18 protein-coding genes and 1 riboswitch are annotated in these 18,117 nt (G+C 72.8%); of the genes, 10 read left to right on the top strand and 8 right to left on the bottom strand.

The features are described from left to right. Positions 1–89 precede the first annotated feature (89 nt). The 4 genes from ACIA8R_RS29135 (at position 90) to ACIA8R_RS29150 (ending at position 5,398) form a co-directional block, all read left to right on the top strand. On the top strand, positions 90–560 hold the full coding sequence (locus tag ACIA8R_RS29135; RefSeq protein WP_090771501.1) for a bifunctional nuclease family protein: 471 nt from the start codon (positions 90–92) through the stop codon (positions 558–560). Positions 561–707: 147 nt separating this feature from the next. Then, positions 708–1,328 (top strand): MerR family transcriptional regulator, encoded by a 621-nt coding sequence (locus ACIA8R_RS29140; protein ID WP_357704863.1) that lies wholly within the window; start codon positions 708–710, stop codon positions 1,326–1,328. Positions 1,329–1,376: 48 nt separating this feature from the next. Continuing rightward, positions 1,377–1,473, top strand: a riboswitch (glycine riboswitch). Positions 1,474–1,639: 166 nt separating this feature from the next. Further along, complete coding sequence (gene gcvP / locus ACIA8R_RS29145; RefSeq protein WP_397041366.1) at positions 1,640–4,471, top strand: aminomethyl-transferring glycine dehydrogenase; 2,832 nt, start codon at positions 1,640–1,642, stop codon at positions 4,469–4,471. A 126-nt stretch (positions 4,472–4,597) separates the two neighbouring features. Beyond that, the gene (locus tag ACIA8R_RS29150; RefSeq protein ID WP_357704867.1) at positions 4,598–5,398 is read left to right on the top strand and encodes a hypothetical protein; all 801 of its coding nucleotides are present in this window, start codon (positions 4,598–4,600) and stop codon (positions 5,396–5,398) included. Between the two features lie 21 nt (positions 5,399–5,419). Here the strand turns inward: ACIA8R_RS29150 and ACIA8R_RS29155 are convergent, their stop codons facing one another. Then, positions 5,420–5,776, bottom strand: coding sequence for a hypothetical protein (locus ACIA8R_RS29155; RefSeq protein WP_364088401.1), 357 nt, complete (start codon positions 5,774–5,776; stop codon positions 5,420–5,422). An 82-nt stretch (positions 5,777–5,858) separates the two neighbouring features. Here ACIA8R_RS29155 and ACIA8R_RS29160 point away from each other — a divergent pair, with 82 nt between their 5' ends. Beyond that, complete coding sequence (locus ACIA8R_RS29160; RefSeq protein WP_357704871.1) at positions 5,859–6,494, top strand: alpha/beta family hydrolase; 636 nt, start codon at positions 5,859–5,861, stop codon at positions 6,492–6,494. Here ACIA8R_RS29160 and ACIA8R_RS29165 read toward each other — a convergent pair. Together ACIA8R_RS29165 and ACIA8R_RS29170 are read right to left on the bottom strand one after the other, a co-directional pair. Then, entirely contained in the window at positions 6,451–6,648 is a 198-nt protein-coding gene (locus ACIA8R_RS29165) for a DUF5999 family protein (protein WP_125637444.1), read from the bottom strand. The two genes, ACIA8R_RS29160 and ACIA8R_RS29165, sit on opposite strands and share 44 nt — an antisense overlap. Before the next feature lie 198 nt (positions 6,649–6,846). Further along, a complete protein-coding gene (locus tag ACIA8R_RS29170; RefSeq protein WP_397041367.1) occupies positions 6,847–7,407 on the bottom strand; it encodes a TetR/AcrR family transcriptional regulator C-terminal domain-containing protein in 561 nt (186 codons plus the stop codon). A gap of 130 nt (positions 7,408–7,537) precedes the next feature. On the opposite strand from ACIA8R_RS29170, the gene ACIA8R_RS29175 reads away from it, so the two are divergent. Beyond that, positions 7,538–7,915, top strand: a complete 378-nt coding sequence (locus ACIA8R_RS29175; RefSeq protein ID WP_397041368.1) for a hypothetical protein — start codon at positions 7,538–7,540, stop codon at positions 7,913–7,915. Positions 7,916–8,077: 162 nt separating this feature from the next. On the opposite strand, the gene ACIA8R_RS29180 is transcribed toward ACIA8R_RS29175, so the two are convergent. From ACIA8R_RS29180 to ACIA8R_RS29190, 3 genes are all read right to left on the bottom strand, one after another. After that, positions 8,078–9,403 carry an RNA polymerase sigma factor gene (locus tag ACIA8R_RS29180; RefSeq protein WP_364088408.1) on the bottom strand — a complete coding sequence of 442 codons (1,326 nt, stop codon included), beginning with the start codon at positions 9,401–9,403 and terminating at the stop codon, positions 8,078–8,080. A 173-nt stretch (positions 9,404–9,576) separates the two neighbouring features. Then, positions 9,577–9,891: a hypothetical protein gene (locus tag ACIA8R_RS29185; RefSeq protein ID WP_357704879.1), complete on the bottom strand. Its 315-nt coding sequence runs from the start codon at positions 9,889–9,891 to the stop codon at positions 9,577–9,579. 44 nt (positions 9,892–9,935) lie between these two features. Next, the gene (locus tag ACIA8R_RS29190) at positions 9,936–11,081 is read right to left on the bottom strand and encodes an AMP-binding protein (protein ID WP_397041369.1); all 1,146 of its coding nucleotides are present in this window, start codon (positions 11,079–11,081) and stop codon (positions 9,936–9,938) included. Between the two features lie 82 nt (positions 11,082–11,163). On the opposite strand from ACIA8R_RS29190, the gene ACIA8R_RS29195 reads away from it, so the two are divergent. Together ACIA8R_RS29195 and menD are read left to right on the top strand one after the other, a co-directional pair. After that, the gene (locus ACIA8R_RS29195) at positions 11,164–12,057 is read left to right on the top strand and encodes an o-succinylbenzoate synthase (RefSeq protein WP_397041479.1); all 894 of its coding nucleotides are present in this window, start codon (positions 11,164–11,166) and stop codon (positions 12,055–12,057) included. After that, complete coding sequence (gene menD / locus ACIA8R_RS29200) at positions 12,054–13,715, top strand: 2-succinyl-5-enolpyruvyl-6-hydroxy-3-cyclohexene-1-carboxylic-acid synthase (protein WP_397041370.1); 1,662 nt, start codon at positions 12,054–12,056, stop codon at positions 13,713–13,715. Before ACIA8R_RS29195 ends, menD begins: the two co-directional genes overlap by 4 nt. Here the strand turns inward: menD and ACIA8R_RS29205 are convergent. Further along, positions 13,705–14,598 carry a 5'-3' exonuclease H3TH domain-containing protein gene (locus tag ACIA8R_RS29205; protein WP_357704951.1) on the bottom strand — a complete coding sequence of 298 codons (894 nt, stop codon included), beginning with the start codon at positions 14,596–14,598 and terminating at the stop codon, positions 13,705–13,707. The two genes, menD and ACIA8R_RS29205, sit on opposite strands and share 11 nt — an antisense overlap. 10 nt (positions 14,599–14,608) lie before the next feature. Then, positions 14,609–15,856 (bottom strand): SpoIIE family protein phosphatase, encoded by a 1,248-nt coding sequence (locus ACIA8R_RS29210; protein WP_364088419.1) that lies wholly within the window; start codon positions 15,854–15,856, stop codon positions 14,609–14,611. Between the two features lie 176 nt (positions 15,857–16,032). Between ACIA8R_RS29210 and ACIA8R_RS29215 the strand changes: the two genes are divergently transcribed. Beyond that, the gene (locus tag ACIA8R_RS29215) at positions 16,033–17,148 is read left to right on the top strand and encodes a M24 family metallopeptidase (protein WP_397041371.1); all 1,116 of its coding nucleotides are present in this window, start codon (positions 16,033–16,035) and stop codon (positions 17,146–17,148) included. Positions 17,149–17,153: 5 nt separating this feature from the next. Further along, entirely contained in the window at positions 17,154–17,921 is a 768-nt protein-coding gene (locus tag ACIA8R_RS29220; RefSeq protein WP_364088422.1) for a protein phosphatase 2C domain-containing protein, read from the top strand. The last annotated feature ends 196 nt before the right edge of the window (positions 17,922–18,117 follow it).

Raw genomic sequence — 18,117 nt, forward strand, 5'->3', positions numbered from 1 at the left:
GTGTTACGTTGAAATGCATAAGCGTGTAGCAGAAGCGACCCAGTCAACAGCTGTGCCGGGCGACCGGCCGGTCGAATACGGAGCAGCCCGTGTTGCAGATGGAGGTCGTGGGCGTTCGAGTTGAGATGCCCACAAATCAGCCGATCGTCTTGCTCAAGGAGGCACACGGGGAACGGTTCCTTCCGATCTGGATCGGCATGACCGAGGCGACCGCGATCGCCCTGGCGCAGGCCGAGGAGCCGCCGCCCCGGCCGCTCACTCACGACCTGTTCAGGGACGTGCTGAGCGCGCTCGGCGTCGGGCTGCGCGCGGTCAACATCGTGGCCCTGCGTGACGGTATCTTCTTCGCCGACCTTGTGTTCTCCAACGGCGTGGAGGTGAGCGCCAGGCCGTCCGACTCGATCGCCCTGGCCCTGCGCACCGGCGCCCGCATCTTCGCCAGCGAAGAGGTGGTCCAGGAGGCCGGTGTGATCATCCCGGACGACCAGGAGGACGAGGTGGAGAAGTTCAGGGAGTTCCTTGACACGATCACTCCCGAGGACTTCGGCAGGGCGGGGTAGGTATTTCAGTGCATTTACGCTTCACGACGCGCCGAGCCGGATCGTTGACTGAGCATGGTCACGGTCCTACGGTGCAAGTGAAACCCGTGGTCGCCCTTTACGAACCCCCAGATCAGGCCGCGGGATGAGAGAAAGCCGGAGGTCCGCGTGGCGGTCAGCAGCGGCGAGGGAAAGACGGCCGGCCAGGAAGATCCGGTGCGGCGCGAGAGCGCGCGGCAGCGTGCCGGAGAGCAGGGCCTGCTCTTCGACGAGCAGCCCACGACGCTGCCCGCCGACATCGGATACCGCGGGCCCACGGCCTGCTCGGCGGCCGGCATCACCTACAGGCAGCTCGACTACTGGGCGCGTACCGGCCTGGTGGAGCCCACGATAAGAGCCGCGCACGGCTCGGGTTCGCAGCGGCTCTACAGCTTCCGCGACATCCTGGTGCTCAAGGTCGTCAAGCGGCTGCTCGACACGGGCGTGTCGTTGCAGCAGATCCGCACCGCGGTGCAGCACCTGCGTGACCGCGGGGTCGCCGACCTCGCGCAGATCACGCTCATGAGCGACGGAGTCAGCGTCTACGAGTGCACCTCGGCCGACGAGGTGATCGATCTCCTCCAGGGCGGGCAGGGCGTGTTCGGCATCGCGCTCGGCCGGGTCTGGCGCGAGGTCGAGGGCTCCCTCGCGGAGCTGCCGGGGGAACGGGCGGCGGTCGAGGACAGCGTCCCGGCCGACCATCCCACTGACGAGCTCGCCAAGCGGCGTCGCGCACGCCGCACGGGGTGAGCTGAACCGCTGAACACACCGTAGTAATCTAGGACAGAGTAAGGCTGACGACCCCGTGCGGGAGAGTCCCTGGGCCTCGGTCCTGGGGCGCCGAAGGAGCAACCCTCCCCGGAATCTCTCAGGCATCCCGTACCGCTCGGGCGAGGCAACTCTGGAAAGCAGGTGCGTCCGCCAGGCGCACCTCACCGACGGTGCAAGCCCCACGGCGGGGTGAAGCTCTCAGGTCGCGATGACGTCGCGCTGACAGAGGGGGAGATCCGGCACTCGCCCGCGCCCCGGCGCCGGTCTCCACGCCTCAGGAGGCAACCTCCATGACCGACCTGTCCGCTCCGCCGTTCTCGTCCCGGCACATCGGCCCATCGGAGTCCGAGCAGCAGCGCATGCTCGAGGCCGTGGGCTTCGAGTCCGTCGGCGATCTGGTGGCCGTGGCCGTCCCCGAGGCCATCAGGGCCAAGGACCGGCTCCAGCTCCCGCCCGCCGCGAGCGAGACCGAGGCCATCGCCGAGCTGCGCGAGCTGGCCTCCCGCAACCGGGTGCTGACCTCCATGATCGGACTGGGCTACTACGACACCGTCACGCCCGCCGTCATCCGGCGCAACCTGCTGGAGAACCCGGGCTGGTACACCGCCTACACGCCGTACCAGCCGGAGATCTCGCAGGGCCGCCTGGAGGCGCTGCTGAACTTCCAGACGGTCGTCTCCGACCTGACCGGCCTCGACGTCGCCGGCGCCTCCCTGCTGGACGAGAGCACCGCCGCGGCCGAGGCTATGACGCTGGCCCGCCGGGCGGGCAGGTCCAGGAGCGACGTGTTCGTCGTCGACGCCGACACGCTGCCCCAGACCAAGGCCGTGCTGGCCACCCGCGCCGAGCCGCTCGGCATCACGCTGGTCGAGCACGACCTCGACGGTGACCTGCCCGAGTGCTTCGGCGTGCTGGTGCAGTACCCGGGCGCCTCGGGCCGCCTGCGCGACTTCCGCGACGTGGCCGCCAGGGCGCACGAGGCGGGCGCGCTCGTCGTGGCCGCCGCCGACCTGCTGGCCCTCACGCTCGTGGCCGCCCCCGGCGAGCTGGGCGCCGACATCGCCGTCGGCTCCTCCCAGCGCTTCGGCGTCTCCTTCGGCTTCGGCGGGCCGCACGCGGCCTACATGTCCGTACGCGAGGGCCTGCAGCGGCAGATGCCCGGCCGCCTGGTCGGCGTGTCGGTCGACGTCGACGGCGACCCCGCCTACCGGCTGGCCCTGCAGACCCGCGAGCAGCACATCCGCCGCGAGAAGGCCACCAGCAACATCTGCACCGCCCAGGTCCTGCTGGCCGTGATCGCCGGCATGTACGCCGTCTACCACGGCCCCGAGGGCCTGCGCCGGATCGCCCGGCGGGTGCACCGGCACGCCGTCGCGCTGGCCGGCGGGCTGCGCGAGGCCGGCCTGGAGGTCGTGCACGGAGAGTTCTTCGACACCGTGCTCGTCCGCGTGCCCGGCCGGGCCGCCGAGGTGGTCGCCGCCGCCGCCGAGCGGGGCGTCAACCTGTGGCAGGCCGGTGACGACCACGTCTCCGTCGCCTGTGACGAGAAGACCGGCGCGGCCGAGCTGGTCAAGGTGTGGGCCGCCTTCGGCGTCGAGCGCGCGGACGCGGACGTGGACCTGGCGGCTGACGCGCTGCCGGCCGACCTGGTGCGCGAGTCGGACTTCCTGACCCACCCGGTCTTCCACAGCCACCGCTCCGAGACCGCGATGCTGCGCTACCTGCGCAGGCTCCAGGACAAGGACATCGCGCTCGACCGTTCGATGATCCCGCTCGGCTCCTGCACGATGAAGCTGAACGCGACCACCGAGATGGAGCCGATCACCTGGCCGGAGTTCGCGGGCGTGCACCCGTACGCGCCGGAGGCCCAGACCGAGGGCTACCGGGACCTCATCGGCACGCTGGAGGGCTGGCTGGCCGAGGTGACCGGCTACGACGCGGTCTCCATCCAGCCGAACGCGGGCTCCCAGGGCGAGTTCGCCGGCCTGCTGGCCATCCGCGCCTACCACCTGGCCAACGGCGACACCGAGCGCGACGTGTGCCTGATCCCGTCCTCGGCGCACGGCACGAACGCGGCCAGCGCCGTCATGGCGGGCATGCGGGTCGTGGTCGTGGCCTGCGACAGCGACGGGAACGTCGACCTGGCCGACCTCGACGCCAAGATCGCCAAGCACCGCGAGCGGCTGGCCGCGATCATGGTGACGTACCCGTCCACGCACGGCGTGTACGAGGAGTCGATCACCGAGGTCTGCGCCAAGGTGCACGAGGCCGGCGGCCAGGTCTACGTCGACGGCGCCAACCTCAACGCCCTGGTGGGCCTGGCCAAGCCCGGCGAGTTCGGCGCCGACGTGTCCCACCTCAACCTGCACAAGACGTTCTGCATCCCGCACGGCGGCGGCGGCCCCGGCGTCGGTCCGGTCGCGGTCCGCGGCCACCTGGCGGCCTACCTGCCCGGCCACCCGCTGCGCGACGGCGGCCCGGTCGGCCCGGTCTCGGCCGCCCCGTACGGCTCGGCGGGCATCCTGCCGATCTCGTGGGCGTACGTGCGCATGATGGGCGCCGAGGGCCTCACGGCGGCCACCGAGCAGGCCATCCTGTCGGCCAACTACCTGGCCAGGCGGCTGGCCCCGCACTACCCGGTGCTCTACACCGGCCGCGGCGGCCTGGTGGCGCACGAGTGCATCGTGGACCTGCGCCAGATCACCAAGGAGACCGGCGTCACCGTCGACGACGTGGCCAAGCGCCTGATCGACTACGGTTTCCACGCGCCCACCATGTCGTTCCCGGTGGCCGGCACGCTGATGATCGAGCCGACCGAGAGCGAGGACCTGAACGAGCTCGACCGGTTCGTGGACGCCATGATCGCCATCCGCGGCGAGATCGCCAAGGTGGCCTCCGGCGACTACGACAAGACCGACAACCCGCTGCGCAACGCGCCGCACACGGCCGAGTCGGTCACCGCCGACGAGTGGCCGCACCCGTACTCGCGGACCGAGGCGGCCTACCCGCTGGCCTCGCTGCGCGAGGGCAAGTACTGGGTGCCGGTGCGCCGCATCGACCAGGCGTACGGCGACCGCAACCTGGTGTGCTCCTGCCCGCCTCTTGAGGCGTACGAGGACTGATCCCGCAAGCGGGTCCCCGCCCGGGGGCCCGCTTCCGGCACGGCCCAGTCCCACACCGTCAAGTGAGCAGACATGATCGCGACGAGCCGTTAGGCTCGTTGCGATCCGTCGCCCGAAGGAGCTCTCTTGACGTTCTCAGAGCTGGAGACCCCGCCTCTCGACACCGCCCGCCGCCTGGCCGAGGGCGGCGACCTCGACGGTGCGGCGGCGATACTGACCGAGCTGGTCGCCGACCCCGACAGCCCCGACCGGGCCCAGGCGGCCGTGGGGCTTGCCGTGGTGCTCGACGAACGCGGCGACACCGACGCCGCCCGCGCCGCGGCCCGCACCGCGCTGGCCACCGGCCATCCCGAGTACGCCGCCCAGGCCGCCTGCCACCTGGCCCAGGGCTTCGAGCGTGAGGGCCGCGACGACCAGGCCAGGGCCGCCTGGCAGGCCGTGCTCGGCGTCGGCACGCCGGCCTACGTGCCGCTGGCCCACCTCGCGCTGGCCCGGCTGGCCGGCAGCCCGCAGGAGGCCGACAAGGAGCTGCGCGCCGCCTTCGACGCGGGCATCGACGTGGGCGACGCCGAGGCCACCGCGCACGCGGCCCGCCAGCTCGCCGAGACGCTGCTGGAGCACGGCGATCCGGGCGAGGCGGCCGGCCTGCTGCTGGACGCGCTGGAGTTCGCCCCGGCGCGGGAGCTGCCGGGGCTGCGGGTGCTGCTCGGCATCGCGCACCTGGAGCTGGCCTGCGCGGAGTTCGCCGAGGCCGTCGAGAGCGGGGCCGACCCCCAGACGGGAGCGCTGGCCATCGAGCTGCTGGCCCGCACGCTGCCGCTGCGCGGGCGCACCGAGGATGCCGGCCAGGTGTGGACCTACGGCCTCGAACACGAGGACGAGACCATGGCCGCCGAGGTCCGGCTGCGCTTCCACCGCGACGCCTGACCCCGGCCCCCCTGAGGGCTCTCAGCCGCGCCGCATGATGGCCACGGCGGCGGCCACGTTGATGGCGACGATGGCCAGCCACGTGATGGTCAGGCCCACCAGGCCCGAGTTGCCGACCGCGATGGCGGTCAGCGGGATGCCGAGGCCCATCGAGCCCAGCGCGATGGGGATCATGGCGGCGCCGTTGCCCTGCCGCTGCCGGGGCTTGACCGGGGCCACGCCGTGACCGCCCAGCTCGGCCTGGACGCGGGCGGCGATGGTGGCGTCGAGCCGTTCGACGAAGGACTCGACGAGCGCGGCCTCGTAGTCGGGGCCGAGGTCGCGGCGGGCGTCGAGGGTGGCCTGCAGGTCATCGCGGATGGGGCGCATCTCTGGCATGAGAACCATCATGGCGGTTGTGCGGCGCGCCGTCATCGTACCTGGGGGCCAACGGCGCATCCTCCCCAGGTACGGTGCTGCCATGGAGATCATGACTCCGCGGGGGCCGGCGCTGGTGCAGGTCGAGGAGGCGGCCGAGCCGCGGCTGCTGCTGGTGCTGACCCACGGCTCGGCCGGGGGAGTGGACGCGCCCGATCTGCTGGCCGTCCGCGACGCCGCGCTCGGGGCGGGGGCCACCGTGGCCAGGGTGTCGCAGGCGTTCCGGGTCGCGGGGGCGCGGGCGCCGGGCTCGGCGGCCAGGCAGGACGAGGCCTGGGAGATCGTGCTGGGCGAGCTGCGCGCCAGGTGGCCGGGGCTGCCGCTGGTGCAGGGCGGCCGGAGCAACGGCGCCCGGGTGGCCTGCCGTACGGCCTCGGCGGTGGGCGCGGCGGCGGTGGTGGCGCTGGCCTTCCCTCTGCACCCGCCGGGCAAGCCGGAGCGTTCCAGGGCCGAGGAGCTGCGCGGGGCCGGGGTGGACGTGCTGGTGGTCAACGGGGACCGGGATCCGTTCGGAGTGCCGGATCCCGCCGACTGCGCCCGGCTGGTGGTGCTGCCGGGCGAGGGCCACGACCTGAAGCGGGACCCCGCCCGGGTGGGCGAGGTCGTGGCCCGGTGGATCGGTGGTTACGCCGCCGTCAGGCGGCGCCCACCAGGGGGTCGGGCCGGTGCGGCGCGATGACGGTGCCGCTGGGCAGGAGCTCCCCGGTGTCCTCGAACAGGACGACGCCGTTGCAGAGAAGGCTCCACCCCTGCTCGGGGTGGCATGCGAGGGTGCGTGCTGCCTCGCGGTCCGGCGCCTCGGCAGACGGACAGGCCGGGTCGTGCGGGCACATCGGCGTGCCTCCGATATCTCGTGGGTGCTCCCGGGAGAGGGACGGGAGCGGCTCGGGTTTGTTGTTCTGGCAAGTGTGCGACGTGCGTCACACGGTCCGACATAGCCCGTTCGGACTGTTACAGGAGGATCCCCCGGTCGTGTGACCTTCGACACAGCGTGCCTTATGCAGGATAACGGGCCAAGCACGACACGCGCACTACGTTTGCAACCCCTTGAGCAAAGCGTCGAGCCCTCTTTCGAAGTCCACATCAGCCCTTTCGTCCCGCCTGACCCATTCATCAACTTCTGGGTCAGCCCATCCTGATTGCTGGACTTCGACCGCCACGCTGCCGAACACGAACGCCCGCAGCGCCCGTACGGCCTCCGGGGCGTCGCCCAGGCCTCCGTCGGCGAGCTGTTCGGTCTGCTCCCTGATGGCGACGGCGGTGGCGCCCTTGGGAGGCTTGGTCAGGGCCAGCGCGAGCACGCCCGGATGCTCGCGCAGCAGCTCCCGGCCCGCCCGGCACCACGCCCTGGCCGTCTCCTGCCAGGTGGCCGCCTGCTCCACCTGCACCGACGTGACGTGCTCGGCCAGCGCGTCCATCAGCGCCTCCTTGCCGCGGGGCAGGTGGTGGTAGATGGCCATGGCCTCCACCTCCAGGGCGTCGCCCAGCCGGCGCATGGTGAGCCGGCGCAGCCCCTGGCTGTCGGCGATGTGGAGTGCGGCCTCGATGATGCGCTCGCGGGAGAGTGGGACGGGAGGTCTCTTTGCGGGCATGGTGATCATCTTACTGGGCGGCCCCGCCCGTCGCCCGGTGTTCGGAGGCGGTGTCGGACGGCGTACCCTTGTGGGTTGAACAGCAAAGACTGCGTGAAGGGCAGGGTCGATGGCGTTTTTCCGTCCGCGGGTGAGCCGTGAGGCCGAGGTTCGCTACCACGCGGACCAGGAGATCTCCAAGGGCTTCCCGCAGCTGCTTGACAAGGCCAGGCAGGCCGAGGCGATCGTGCGCGACCTGCGGGCCGCCGCGGCCGACGAGATCGAGCTGCTGGCGGCGGGCCGGGCGTTCGACGTCGCGCTGACCGAGGCGCTGCGGGCCGCGGAGGCCGGGCAGCGGGCCACGTTCGGCGTGCGGTCCTACGACGACCGCATCGCGCGCCGCAAGGCCAAGGCCACGCCCCCCGGGGCCCTGTGGACGGCCGAGGTCGACCGGCTGCGCACGCTGCGCGAGGAGAACCGCATGTGGGGCATCCCGGGCGTGCCCCGGCCGGTGCCCGCCACCGCCTGAGCACAGGCACACGAAGAGCCCCGGCGCCTCGCGCGCCGGGGCTCTTCGTGCGTTCCGGATCTCTCGGCGGGAACCCGGGGCCTTGAGCAGAGCCCGGCGTCATGCCGGGGCTCTGTGTACGGCCCGGCGCTCTGTGGGCAGGGCGCCGGGGGCGGTCGTGGGTCAGCTGGCCCAGTCGAGCAGGGGGCGGGTGTTGCTCGGGTGGCGCAGCTTGGACAGCGACTCCTTCTCCAGCTGGCGGATGCGCTCGCGGGTCAGGCCGAGGTGCTTGCCGATCTCGTCCAGGGTGTGCGGCTTGCCGTCCACCAGGCCGAACCGCAGGGCCATGATCTTCGCCTCGCGCGGTGAGAGGTTGTCGAGCACGCCGCGCAGCTGGTCGCCCAGCAGCTGGCGGTCGACGATCTCCGACGCCTCCGGCGAGTCGACGTCCTCGATGAGGTCGCCGATCGTGGTCTCGCCGTCCTCGCCGATGGTCGCGTTCAGCGAGATCGGCTGGCGGCTGGTGCGCAGCAGCTCCTCGATCTGGTCCGGCGTCCTGTCGAGCTCGACGGCCAGCTCCTCGGGCGTGGGCTCGCGGCCCAGCCTCTGGTGCATGTCACGCTCGACCCGCGACAGCTTGGAGAGCATCTCCAGCACGTGCACGGGCAGCCGGATCGTCCGGGCGGAGTCGGCGAAGCCGCGCTGGATGGCCTGCCGGATCCACCACATGGCGTAGGTGGAGAACTTGAAGCCCTTGGTGTAGTCGAACTTCTCCACGGCCCTGATCAGCCCCAGGTTGCCCTCCTGGACGACGTCCAGCAGGGACATGCCGCGGTCGGTGTACTTCTTGGCCACCGAGACCACCAGCCGCAGGTTGGCCTCCAGCATGTGGTCCTTGGCCTGCCGGCCGTCCTCGATGACCAGGTGCAGGTCGTCGCGTACGGACGACGGCACGTCGGGGTCGGAGTCCAGCTTGTACTCGGCGTACAGGCCGGCCTCGATCCGGCGGGCCAGCTCGACCTCCTGGGCGGCGGTGAGCAGCGTCCGGCGGCCGATCGACTTCAGGTACGTGTGCACCGAGTCGCCCATGACGGACTGGTTGTCGTCCAGGTCATTGGCGTCGTTCTCGATCTCGACGTCCTCGGCGGTCAGTTCGAGGTCGTCGGGGGCCACGTCCTCCTCGTGCTCCGGCTTGCCGTCCGCCGGGTTTTTTGCCTCGGCGGCGGTGCGGCCGGTAGCCTTTGCCCCAGAAGCCTTCCTCGGCTTCGGAGCGCTCTTCTGGGTGGTCTTCTTGGCAGCGGTCTTGGCCAGGGACGGCTCGTTCTCGGCGGCCAGGCTCACACCGGCCTCCGACAGCTCGCGCAGGATCGTGCGGCCTTCAGAGGGGCTGATGCCGGCCTCGGCGAACGCGTCACGCAGCTCCGCCAGAGAAAGGTGACCCTGGGCTCGCCCTCGTTCAATGAGCTGGTCGAGAGACGCGGGCGGGGTCGCCACGGCGGTTCTGGGCATGAGGACACCTCCTCCGTACGGAGTCGAAGCGATCAGGCAGTTTGTGGTGGGGCGGTGGTCACTCCGCACGGCGCACCAGTATCAATAACGCCATTCATCGCTATTTGTTCCCGGGGTGATGAAAAAGGGGCGGAACGCCCGCAGGGCGCGCCACCCCTCGGGAAGGCGGAAACCTACTCCGCCACCTCGAAGCTTCCGGTCGCCTCGGGCATGGGCATCGGCTCGGCCTCCTCCATGCGGTTGCCGGTCCAGTAGTCGATGACCTCGCGCGGGTCGGGGTTGACCTCCGTGGAGACCACGATGCCCTCGGTGCGGTCGGGCGCGGGGACCGGCCGGCCGGTCGGCGGCGCCTGCTCGATCTCGGCCTGGGTCTTCCTCGCGACCGCGTCGAGCCTGCCCGCCGAGGCGGCCGCCGCGACCGACGCGCCACCGACGACGATCACGCCGACGACGATCACGGACGCCCACATCTTGCGGGTCTGGTTCATGAAGGCTCCCTTCCTTCTCCCCGTTATGACGCAGCCGCGGCGCGTCAGGTTCCTGTACGCAGCCGTACGAGATCGGTCTTGCCGTTGGGCAGCAGCGGCAGGCGGGGGAGAAGGCGCAGGCCGCGCGGGGCGGCGTGGGCGGGCAGCCGGTCGCGGCAGAAGGCGCGCAGCTCGGCCAGCGTGGGCGGCGCGGCCGGGTCGGACGGCACCACGAACGCGGTGACCGCCTCACCCCACTCCGGGTCTGGCAGGCCGGCCACGGCCACGTCGGCGATCTCGGGGTGCGCGCCGAGCACCGCGGTCACCACGGCGGCCACGACCTTCTCGCCGCCGGTGTTGACGACGTCGTCGGCCCGGCCGAGGACGCGCAGCCGGCCGTCGCTCAGCTCGCCGAGGTCGGAGGTGACGAACCAGTCGCCGTCGAGCGGCGTCTGGCCGGCGAAGCGGTAGCCGGAGAAGAGCACCGGCCCGGCGATCCTGATCAGGCCGTCCTCGCCGATTTTGAGATCTACATCGTAAAGGGGCTCGCCGTCGTAGACGCAGCCGCCGCACGTCTCGCTCATCCCGTACGTGGTGACCACCCGCGCGCCGAGCTCCACGGCCCGCTCGACCAGCCCCGACCGGGGCGCCGCGCCGCCGAGCAGGATCGTGCGGAACACCGACAGGTCCGCGCCCGCCTCGACCAGCCGGTGGAGCTGCGTCGGCACCAGGGAGACGTGGTCGGCGCCGGAGGACAGCACGGCCCGCGTGTCGAAGGCGGGGTGGATGATCGGCTCACTGCCCGACAGCAGGGCGCGGACCAGCACCTGCAGCCCCGAGACGTGGGAGACGGGCAGGCAGCACAACCACCGGTCGCCCTCGCCGGCCCCGATCCTGCTCAGCGACGCCGACGCCGAGGCGCGCAGCGCGGACGCCGACAACTGCACGCCCTTGGGGACGCCGGTGCTGCCGCTGGTGGCGATCACGACCGCCACGTCGTCCGGGACGCCGGCGCCGCCGGGCCGCGGCTCGCCGTCGACGTGCGTGGGGCGCAGCGCCTGGAGGACCTGGTGCTCGTGGCCCGGCTGGAGCGGCAGGACGGCGGGGCCGTCGCCGGAGAGCGCGTCGCGGATCGCGGTGAAAAGGCCGGGTCCCGGAGGCTGCACAATGGCATGCAGCGGACGGTCCGGATGCGACGGGTTCCTCCACATGCTCGTAAGGTTAATGGCGACAGGTCGGACACAGGTGCAGGGTAGGGTCGTGACGCGTTCTCCCGTGGTCTTCCGGATTCCGATGCGGACGCGGTTTCGCGGGCAGACCGTCAGAGAAGGCGTGCTGCTGCACGGCCCGGCGGGCTGGGGGGAGTTCTCCCCGTTCCCCGAGTACGGCCCGCGCGAGTGCGCCCGCTGGCTGGCGTGCGCCCGCGAGGCCGCCTTCGAGGGGTGGCCGGAGCCGGTGCGCGACCGCGTCCCGGTCAACGCCACCGTCCCCGCGGTCGACGCCGAGCAGGCCCATGAGCTGGTGAGACGCTCGGGCTGCGGCACGGCGAAGGTCAAGGTGGCCGAGCGCGGCCAGACGTTCGCCGACGACCTGGCCAGGGTGGAGGCGGTGCGCGACGCGCTGGGGCCGTCCGGGCTGCTGAGGGTCGACGTCAACGGCGCCTGGGAGGTCGACGAGGCCGTCACCCGGCTCAAGCGCCTCGACCGGTTCGGCCTGGAGTACGCCGAGCAGCCGTGCGCGACGCTGGAGGAGCTGGCGGCGGTGCGCAGGGCGGTCGACGTGCCGATCGCGGCCGACGAGTCGATCCGGCGCGCCGAGGACCCGCTGCGGGTCAGGGCGGCCGAGGCGGCCGACATCGCGGTGGTCAAGGTGCAGCCGCTGGGCGGGGTGCGCGCCGCGCTGCGGGTGGTGGAGGCCTGCGGGCTGCCGGCCGTGGTCTCCAGCGCCGTGGAGACGTCCGTGGGGCTGGCGGCGGGGGTCGCGCTGGCGGCGGCGCTGCCGTCGCTGCCGTACGCGTGCGGGCTCGGCACGATGTCGCTGCTGACGGGCGACGTGGTGGAGGACTCGCTGACGCCCGTGGACGGCTGGCTCCCGGTACGACGCCCGTCGGTGAATTTTCAGCATTTGTCGGAATTTGAGATTGACTCTCCCCAGTGGCTTCGCCGGATGCAGGAGGCGTCACGTTGAATCCCGCAACCGCGCTGGCCACGGTGCTCGTGGACGAGCTGGTGCGCTGTGGCCTGACCGACGTGGTGCTCGCGCCCGGCTCGCGCTCGGCCCCCCTCGCCCTGGCGCTGCACGCCGAGTCGCGGGTGCGCCTGCACGTGCGCGTCGACGAGCGCTCGGCCTCCTTCCTGGCGCTCGGCCTGGCCAAGCGCTCCGAGCGGCCGGTGGCGCTGATCTGCTCCTCCGGCACGGCCGCGGCCAACTTCCACCCGGCGGTGATCGAGGCGAACGAGTCGGGCGTGCCGCTGCTCGTCCTGACCGCCGACCGCCCGCCCGAGCTGCGCGGCACCGGCGCCAACCAGACGATCGACCAGGTCAAGCTGTACGGCACCGCCACCCGCTGGTTCGCCGAGGTCGGCGTGCCCGAAGACCGTCCCGGCATGGTCGCCTACTGGCGTTCGCTGGCCTGCCGCGCCTACCAGCGCGCCTCCGGCCCGGCCAACCCCGGCCCGGTGCACCTCAACATGGCCTTCAGGGAGCCGCTGATCCCCGACGGCGACACGAGCTGGTCCGAGCCGCTCGACGGCGGCGCGAACGGCCCCTGGGTGCGGGCCCGCGTCGCGCCCCCGCCCATCGCCCTGCACATCCCGCCCACCCGGCGCGGCGTGCTCGTCGTCGGCGACGGCGCGGCCAACGTCCGGCGGTACGTGGCCGCCGCCGGCATGGCGGGCTGGCCGGTGCTCTCGGAGCCCAACGGCGGCGCCCGCTACGGCGACCACTCCATCTCCAGCTACCACTACCTGCTCGGCACCCCCGAGTTCGCCGACTCCCACCGCCCCGACGTGGTCGTCACGCTGGGCCGCCCCGGACTGTCGCGCCCGCTGCTGTCGTGGCTGAAGCGGGCCGAGGAGCACATCGTGGTCGCCCCCGACCTCGACCGCTGGCCCGACCCGACCAGATCGGCCACGCAGGTCGCGCAGGCCGTGGAGATCCCGGTCGCCTCCGGCGACGACAGCTGGCTGCACGCCTGGCGGCAGGCCGACGCGGCCGTCCGGGCGGGCCTCGACGCCGTCCTGGACGTCTCCGGCACCACCGAGCCGCGCCTGGCCCGCGACCTGGTCGACGCGCTGCCCAACGGCGCGCTGCTGTTCTGCGGCTCCTCGATGCCGATCAGGGACCTCGACCAGACCATGCGGCCGCGGCGCGGGATCAGGCTGATGGCCAACCGGGGCGCCTCCGGCATCGACGGGCTGGTGTCCACGGCCATGGGGGCCGCGCTGGCGCACAACGGGCCCTCGTACGCGCTGCTCGGCGACCTGTCGTTCCTGCACGACCAGAACGGGCTGATCCTCGGCCCGCGCGAGCCCCGGCCCGACCTGTGCCTGGTCGTCGTCAACAACGACGGCGGCGGCATCTTCTCGCTGCTGCCGCAGGCGACGGTGCGCGACTCGTTCGAGCGGGTCTTCGGCACGCCGCACGGCGTGGACCTGGCCTACGCCGCCGCCGCGACCGGGACGCCGTACACGCTGCTCGGGGACGTCGGCGACCTGCCCAAGGCGATGCGCGGCGAGGGGCCGCGGGTGGTGGAGGTGCGCACCGACCGCGAGGAGAACGCGGCCGTGCACGGCCGCCTGCGCGAGGCGGCCCAGGACGCCGTGCGGGAGTTCCTCAACTCCTGAGCGCCTCCAGCAGGCGGTTGAGCGGGCTGTCGAGCCCGTAGCGGTCGGCCAGGGCCACCAGGGCCTCCGGGTCGCGCGGCTTGTCCGGCAACGTCAGGTCGGCGGCGGGCAGCGGCGCCTCGGAGGCCACCTCGACCACGGCCGGCGCGGCGTCGAGGTAGTCGCGGGCGGCGGCCAGGCGGTTGCGGCTGCCGGCCGGGAACCCCTCGGTGACGCCGGAGTCGAGCGCCTCCAGCAGCGCGGCGAGCGAGCCGAACCGGGTGATCAGGGCCGCCGCCGTCTTCTCGCCGACGCCGGGCACGCCGGGCAGGCCGTCGCTGGGGTCGCCGCGCAGGGTGGCGAAGTCGGCGTAGGCGCGGCCGGGGATGCCGTACTTGGCGGTGACGAACGCCTCGTCCACGAACTGCAGGTTGCGGATGCCGCGCGCGGTGTACAGGACGCGGACCGGGCGCGAGTCGTCGACGAGCTGGAACAGGTCGCGGTCGCCGGTGACGATCTCGACGGCGCCCTCGGCCTGGTGGGTGAGGGTGCCGATCACGTCGTCGGCCTCGAAGCCGGGCGACTCGGGACGGGCGATGCCCACGGCGTCGAGGACCTCGTTGATCACGGCGATCTGCGGCACCAGCGCTTCGGGCACCTCCTCGGCGTCGCCGTGGGCCACCCGGTGCGCCTTGTACGTCGGGATCGCCGCCACCCTGAAGGCGGGCCGCCAGTCGGCGTCCATGGTCGCGGCGAGCGCGGCCGGGGAGTGCCGGCGGACCAGGGTGGCGATCATGTCGATGAGGCCGCGCACCGCGTTGACCGGGGAGCCGTCGGGCGCCTTGATCGACTCCGGGATGCCGTAGAAGGCGCGGAAGTAGAGGGACGGTGTGTCCAGAAGCATGAGCACCCGTCTATGGTCGCACTCCCGCCGCCCTCCCGTCCGGCTCCGGGACGGCGACGGCCAGCAGGCACGCGTCGTCCTCGGGGTTGGGCCCGCCGATGTCGGCCAGGAGGCGGTCGAGCCCGGCCTCCAGGTCGTGGGCGGACAGACCGGCGGCGGCGGCCAGGACCAGCTCCCGGCCGACGTCGATGTCGCGGGTGCGCCGCTCGACCAGCCCGTCGGTGAACATCAGCAGCAGGTCGCCGGGCCGCAGCCGGGTGTGGGCCAGCTCGTAGGGCCGCCCGGAGACCGCACCGAGCAGCACGCCCCGCGGCCTGCCCAGCGGGGTCGCCCGGCCGTCGCGCACCAGGATGGGGTCGAGGTTGCCCGCCTGGCCCCAGGTGAACAGCAGCGTGCCGGGGTCGAGGTGGCCGATGACGGCCGTGGCGGTGGTGTCCTTGAGCTGGTGGAGCACCAGGTCGTTGAGCCAGGACAGCAGGCGGTCGGCGGGCCGGCCGGTCATGGTCAGGCCGACGAGCGCGTGGCGCAGGTGGGCCATGTGGGCGATGGCGGGCAGGCCGTGGCCCGACACGTCGCCGATGGCCAGCAGCAGGCGGCCGTCGGGCGTGGTCGCGGCCTCGAACCAGTCGCCGCCTAGGCTCGCGGTCTTCTCGGCCGGCACGTAGCGGACGGCGATCCTGGCCCCCGGCAGGTCGAGGCAGCCGGTGGGCGCGGGCAGGATCGCCTCGCGCAGCGCCAGCATCACGTTGCGCTCCTCGGCCGCCTGCTCGCGGGCCTCCAGGAGCTGGCGGCGCGACTCCGACATCATGCGCTCGGCCCTGCGGCGGCCGGTGATGTCCTGGATGACGCCGTGCATGCCGACCGGGCCGCCGGCGGACATCAGCGGTTCGAGCACGACGCGCAGGTCGCGCAGCTCGCCCGTGCCGCGCCGGACGCGGAACTCCGCGTGCACGGCCTCGACGCCCTCCACCACCTGCCACAGCAGCCGGTCGAGCGCGTCGAGGTCGGCGGGCTCGACCATGACGGCCAGGTCGGGAAGGGACAGCGGCCCCTCCTCGCGGTCCCTTCCGAAGATCGCGTAGACCTGGTCGGACCAGAGCGCCGCCCCGGTGCGCAGGTTCCACTCGGCCCAGCCCATGTTGCCCAGCCGCTCGGCGTGGGCGAGCCGGACGGCCAGCAGCTCAGCGCCGGCCCCGCGCGCCCGCCCGTGCGGCGCTCCCTGCCTGACCAGCTCTGCCGCGCCTGCGAAGTCGACCATGGCCTCACTCTCAAAGTGCAGTGGAACTGGACAATTGACCCCACAATACGTGATCAACGTGCAACGGAGTGTAGCCATGGGCTCTCTTGTTGTGAGAAGTTTTCGCGGATTTTAGCCCTCGGCGGACAAGCGGCCTGCTGGAGTGAGGCCGCCGGCCGTCCGAGTAGATTTGGCTCGTGACGTCCTCAGACCTGTATCCCGTGTCCCGTCTTGCCGCCGCTCAGGAGGCCACCGCCAAGGCCGGTCTCGACGCCCTGCTGCTCACCCCCGGGCCCGACCTGCGCTATGTCAGCGGCTACGACGCCAAGCCGCTGGAGCGGCTGACCTGCCTCGTGGTGCCCGCCTCGGGGGAGGCGTACATGATGGTGCCCCGGCTGGAGCTGCCGGCCGCGCAGGCCTCGCCCGCCGCCCGGCTCGGGCTGGAGTTCGTGGCCTGGGACGAGACCGACGACCCCTACCGCATCGCCGCCTCCCGGCTGGGCCGGGTGGCCAAGGTGGGCCTGGCCGACCGCATGTGGGCGATGTCGTCGCTGCGCTTCCGCGAGGTGCTGCCGGAGGCCGAGCAGGTGCTGGCCGGCACGGTGCTGCGCGACCTGCGCATGCGCAAGTCCCCGGCCGAGGTGGCGGCCCTGCGCGCGGCGGGAGAGGCCATCGACGCGGTCCACCGGCAGGTGCCCGATCTGCTGCGCGCCGGCCGTACCGAGCGCGAGGTGGGCCGCGACATCGCCGAGGCGATCCTGGCCGCCGGCCACGCCACGGTCGACTTCGTCATCGTCGCCTCAGGGCCCAACGGCGCCAGCCCCCACCACGACGTGTCCGACCGGGTGATCCAGGCCGGCGAGCCGGTCGTGGTCGACATCGGCGGCCAGCTCCACAACGGCTACTGCTCCGACTCCACGCGCACCTACAGCGTGGGCGAGCCGCCCGCCGAGTTCGCCGCCTACTACGAGGTGCTGCGCCGGGCCCAGGACGCCGCCTGCGCCGCGGTGCGTCCGGGCGTGTCGTGCGAGTCGATCGACGCGGCGGCCCGCGACGTCATCGCCGAGGCGGGCTACGGCGACTACTTCATCCACCGCACCGGCCACGGCATCGGCATCGAGACGCACGAGGAGCCCTACATCGTCTCGGGCAACGACGAGCCGATGGAGGCCGGGTTCGCCTTCTCCGTCGAGCCCGGCATCTACCTGCCCGGCCGCCACGGCGCCCGGATCGAGGACATCGTCGTGTGCACCGAGACCGGCGGCGAGCGGCTGAACAACACGCCGCGCGAGCTGGTGATCGTCCAGCCGTAACGGTCGTGTTCACCGAGGTCAGGTACGCCACCCGGCCCGGGTCGGCGCACCCCAACGAGGACCTGGCGGTGGCCGGGCCCTCGTGGGCGGTCGTGCTCGACGGGGCCACGGCGGCGCCCGGGGCCGGCGGCGGGTGCGCCCACGACGTCGCGTGGCTGGTCGGGCGGCTCGGCGGGGCGCTGGCGGCCGGGCTGGCCGCCGACGGGCGCTCGTCGCTGGGCGAGATCCTGGCCGAGGCCATCTCCGTCACCATGGGCGCCCACTCCGGCACGTGCGACCTGGGCGACCCCGACTCGCCGTCCGCGACCGTGGCCATGCTGCGCTTCGGCGGGGGAGTGGTGGAGTACCTGGTGCTGGGTGACTCCCCGGTCGTCCTCGCGCGGGCCGGCGGCGGGGCCGAGGTCATCGGCGACGACCGGGTCGAGCGGCTTCCGGGCGGGCGGCCGTACTCGCCGGAGCTGGTGCGGCGCATGCGCAACGCCGAGGGCGGGTTCTGGGTGGCCTCCACCCGTCCCGAGGCCGCCGGGCAGGCGGTCAGCGGGGTCGTGGAGGCGTCTGGGCTGCTGGGGGCCGGGCTGTTCACCGACGGGGTGACCCGGCTCGTGGAGTGGTACGGGTGGAGCTGGGAGTCCGTGCTGGCCGAGCTGACCGGCGGGGGGCCGGGGGCGCTCATCGCGGCCGTGCGGGGGCTGGAGGTCGAGCGGGGAGCGGTGCGCGGCAAACGACACGACGACGCCACCGCCCTCTGGGCCGCCTTCCCGCCCACCCCCTGACTGCCCGCCCGTGACTGCCGGCCCCCCTGACCGCCTCCCACCTGTCTGCCGTGAGTTGGCGTCCCAGGAAGGGGGCGCGAGGGCAGGAGGGCGTTCGTGGGTATCGGTGGGGTGGGCGGGTGAGGGCGGGGACGCCTTGATCGGCCTTACGTGATCATGAAACAATTCTCCGGCAGGTGTATGCGTCCGGCCGTTG

Origin of the sequence: Nonomuraea sp. NPDC051191, from assembly GCF_044455665.1 — a bacterium.
Classification (GTDB): domain Bacteria; phylum Actinomycetota; class Actinomycetes; order Streptosporangiales; family Streptosporangiaceae; genus Nonomuraea.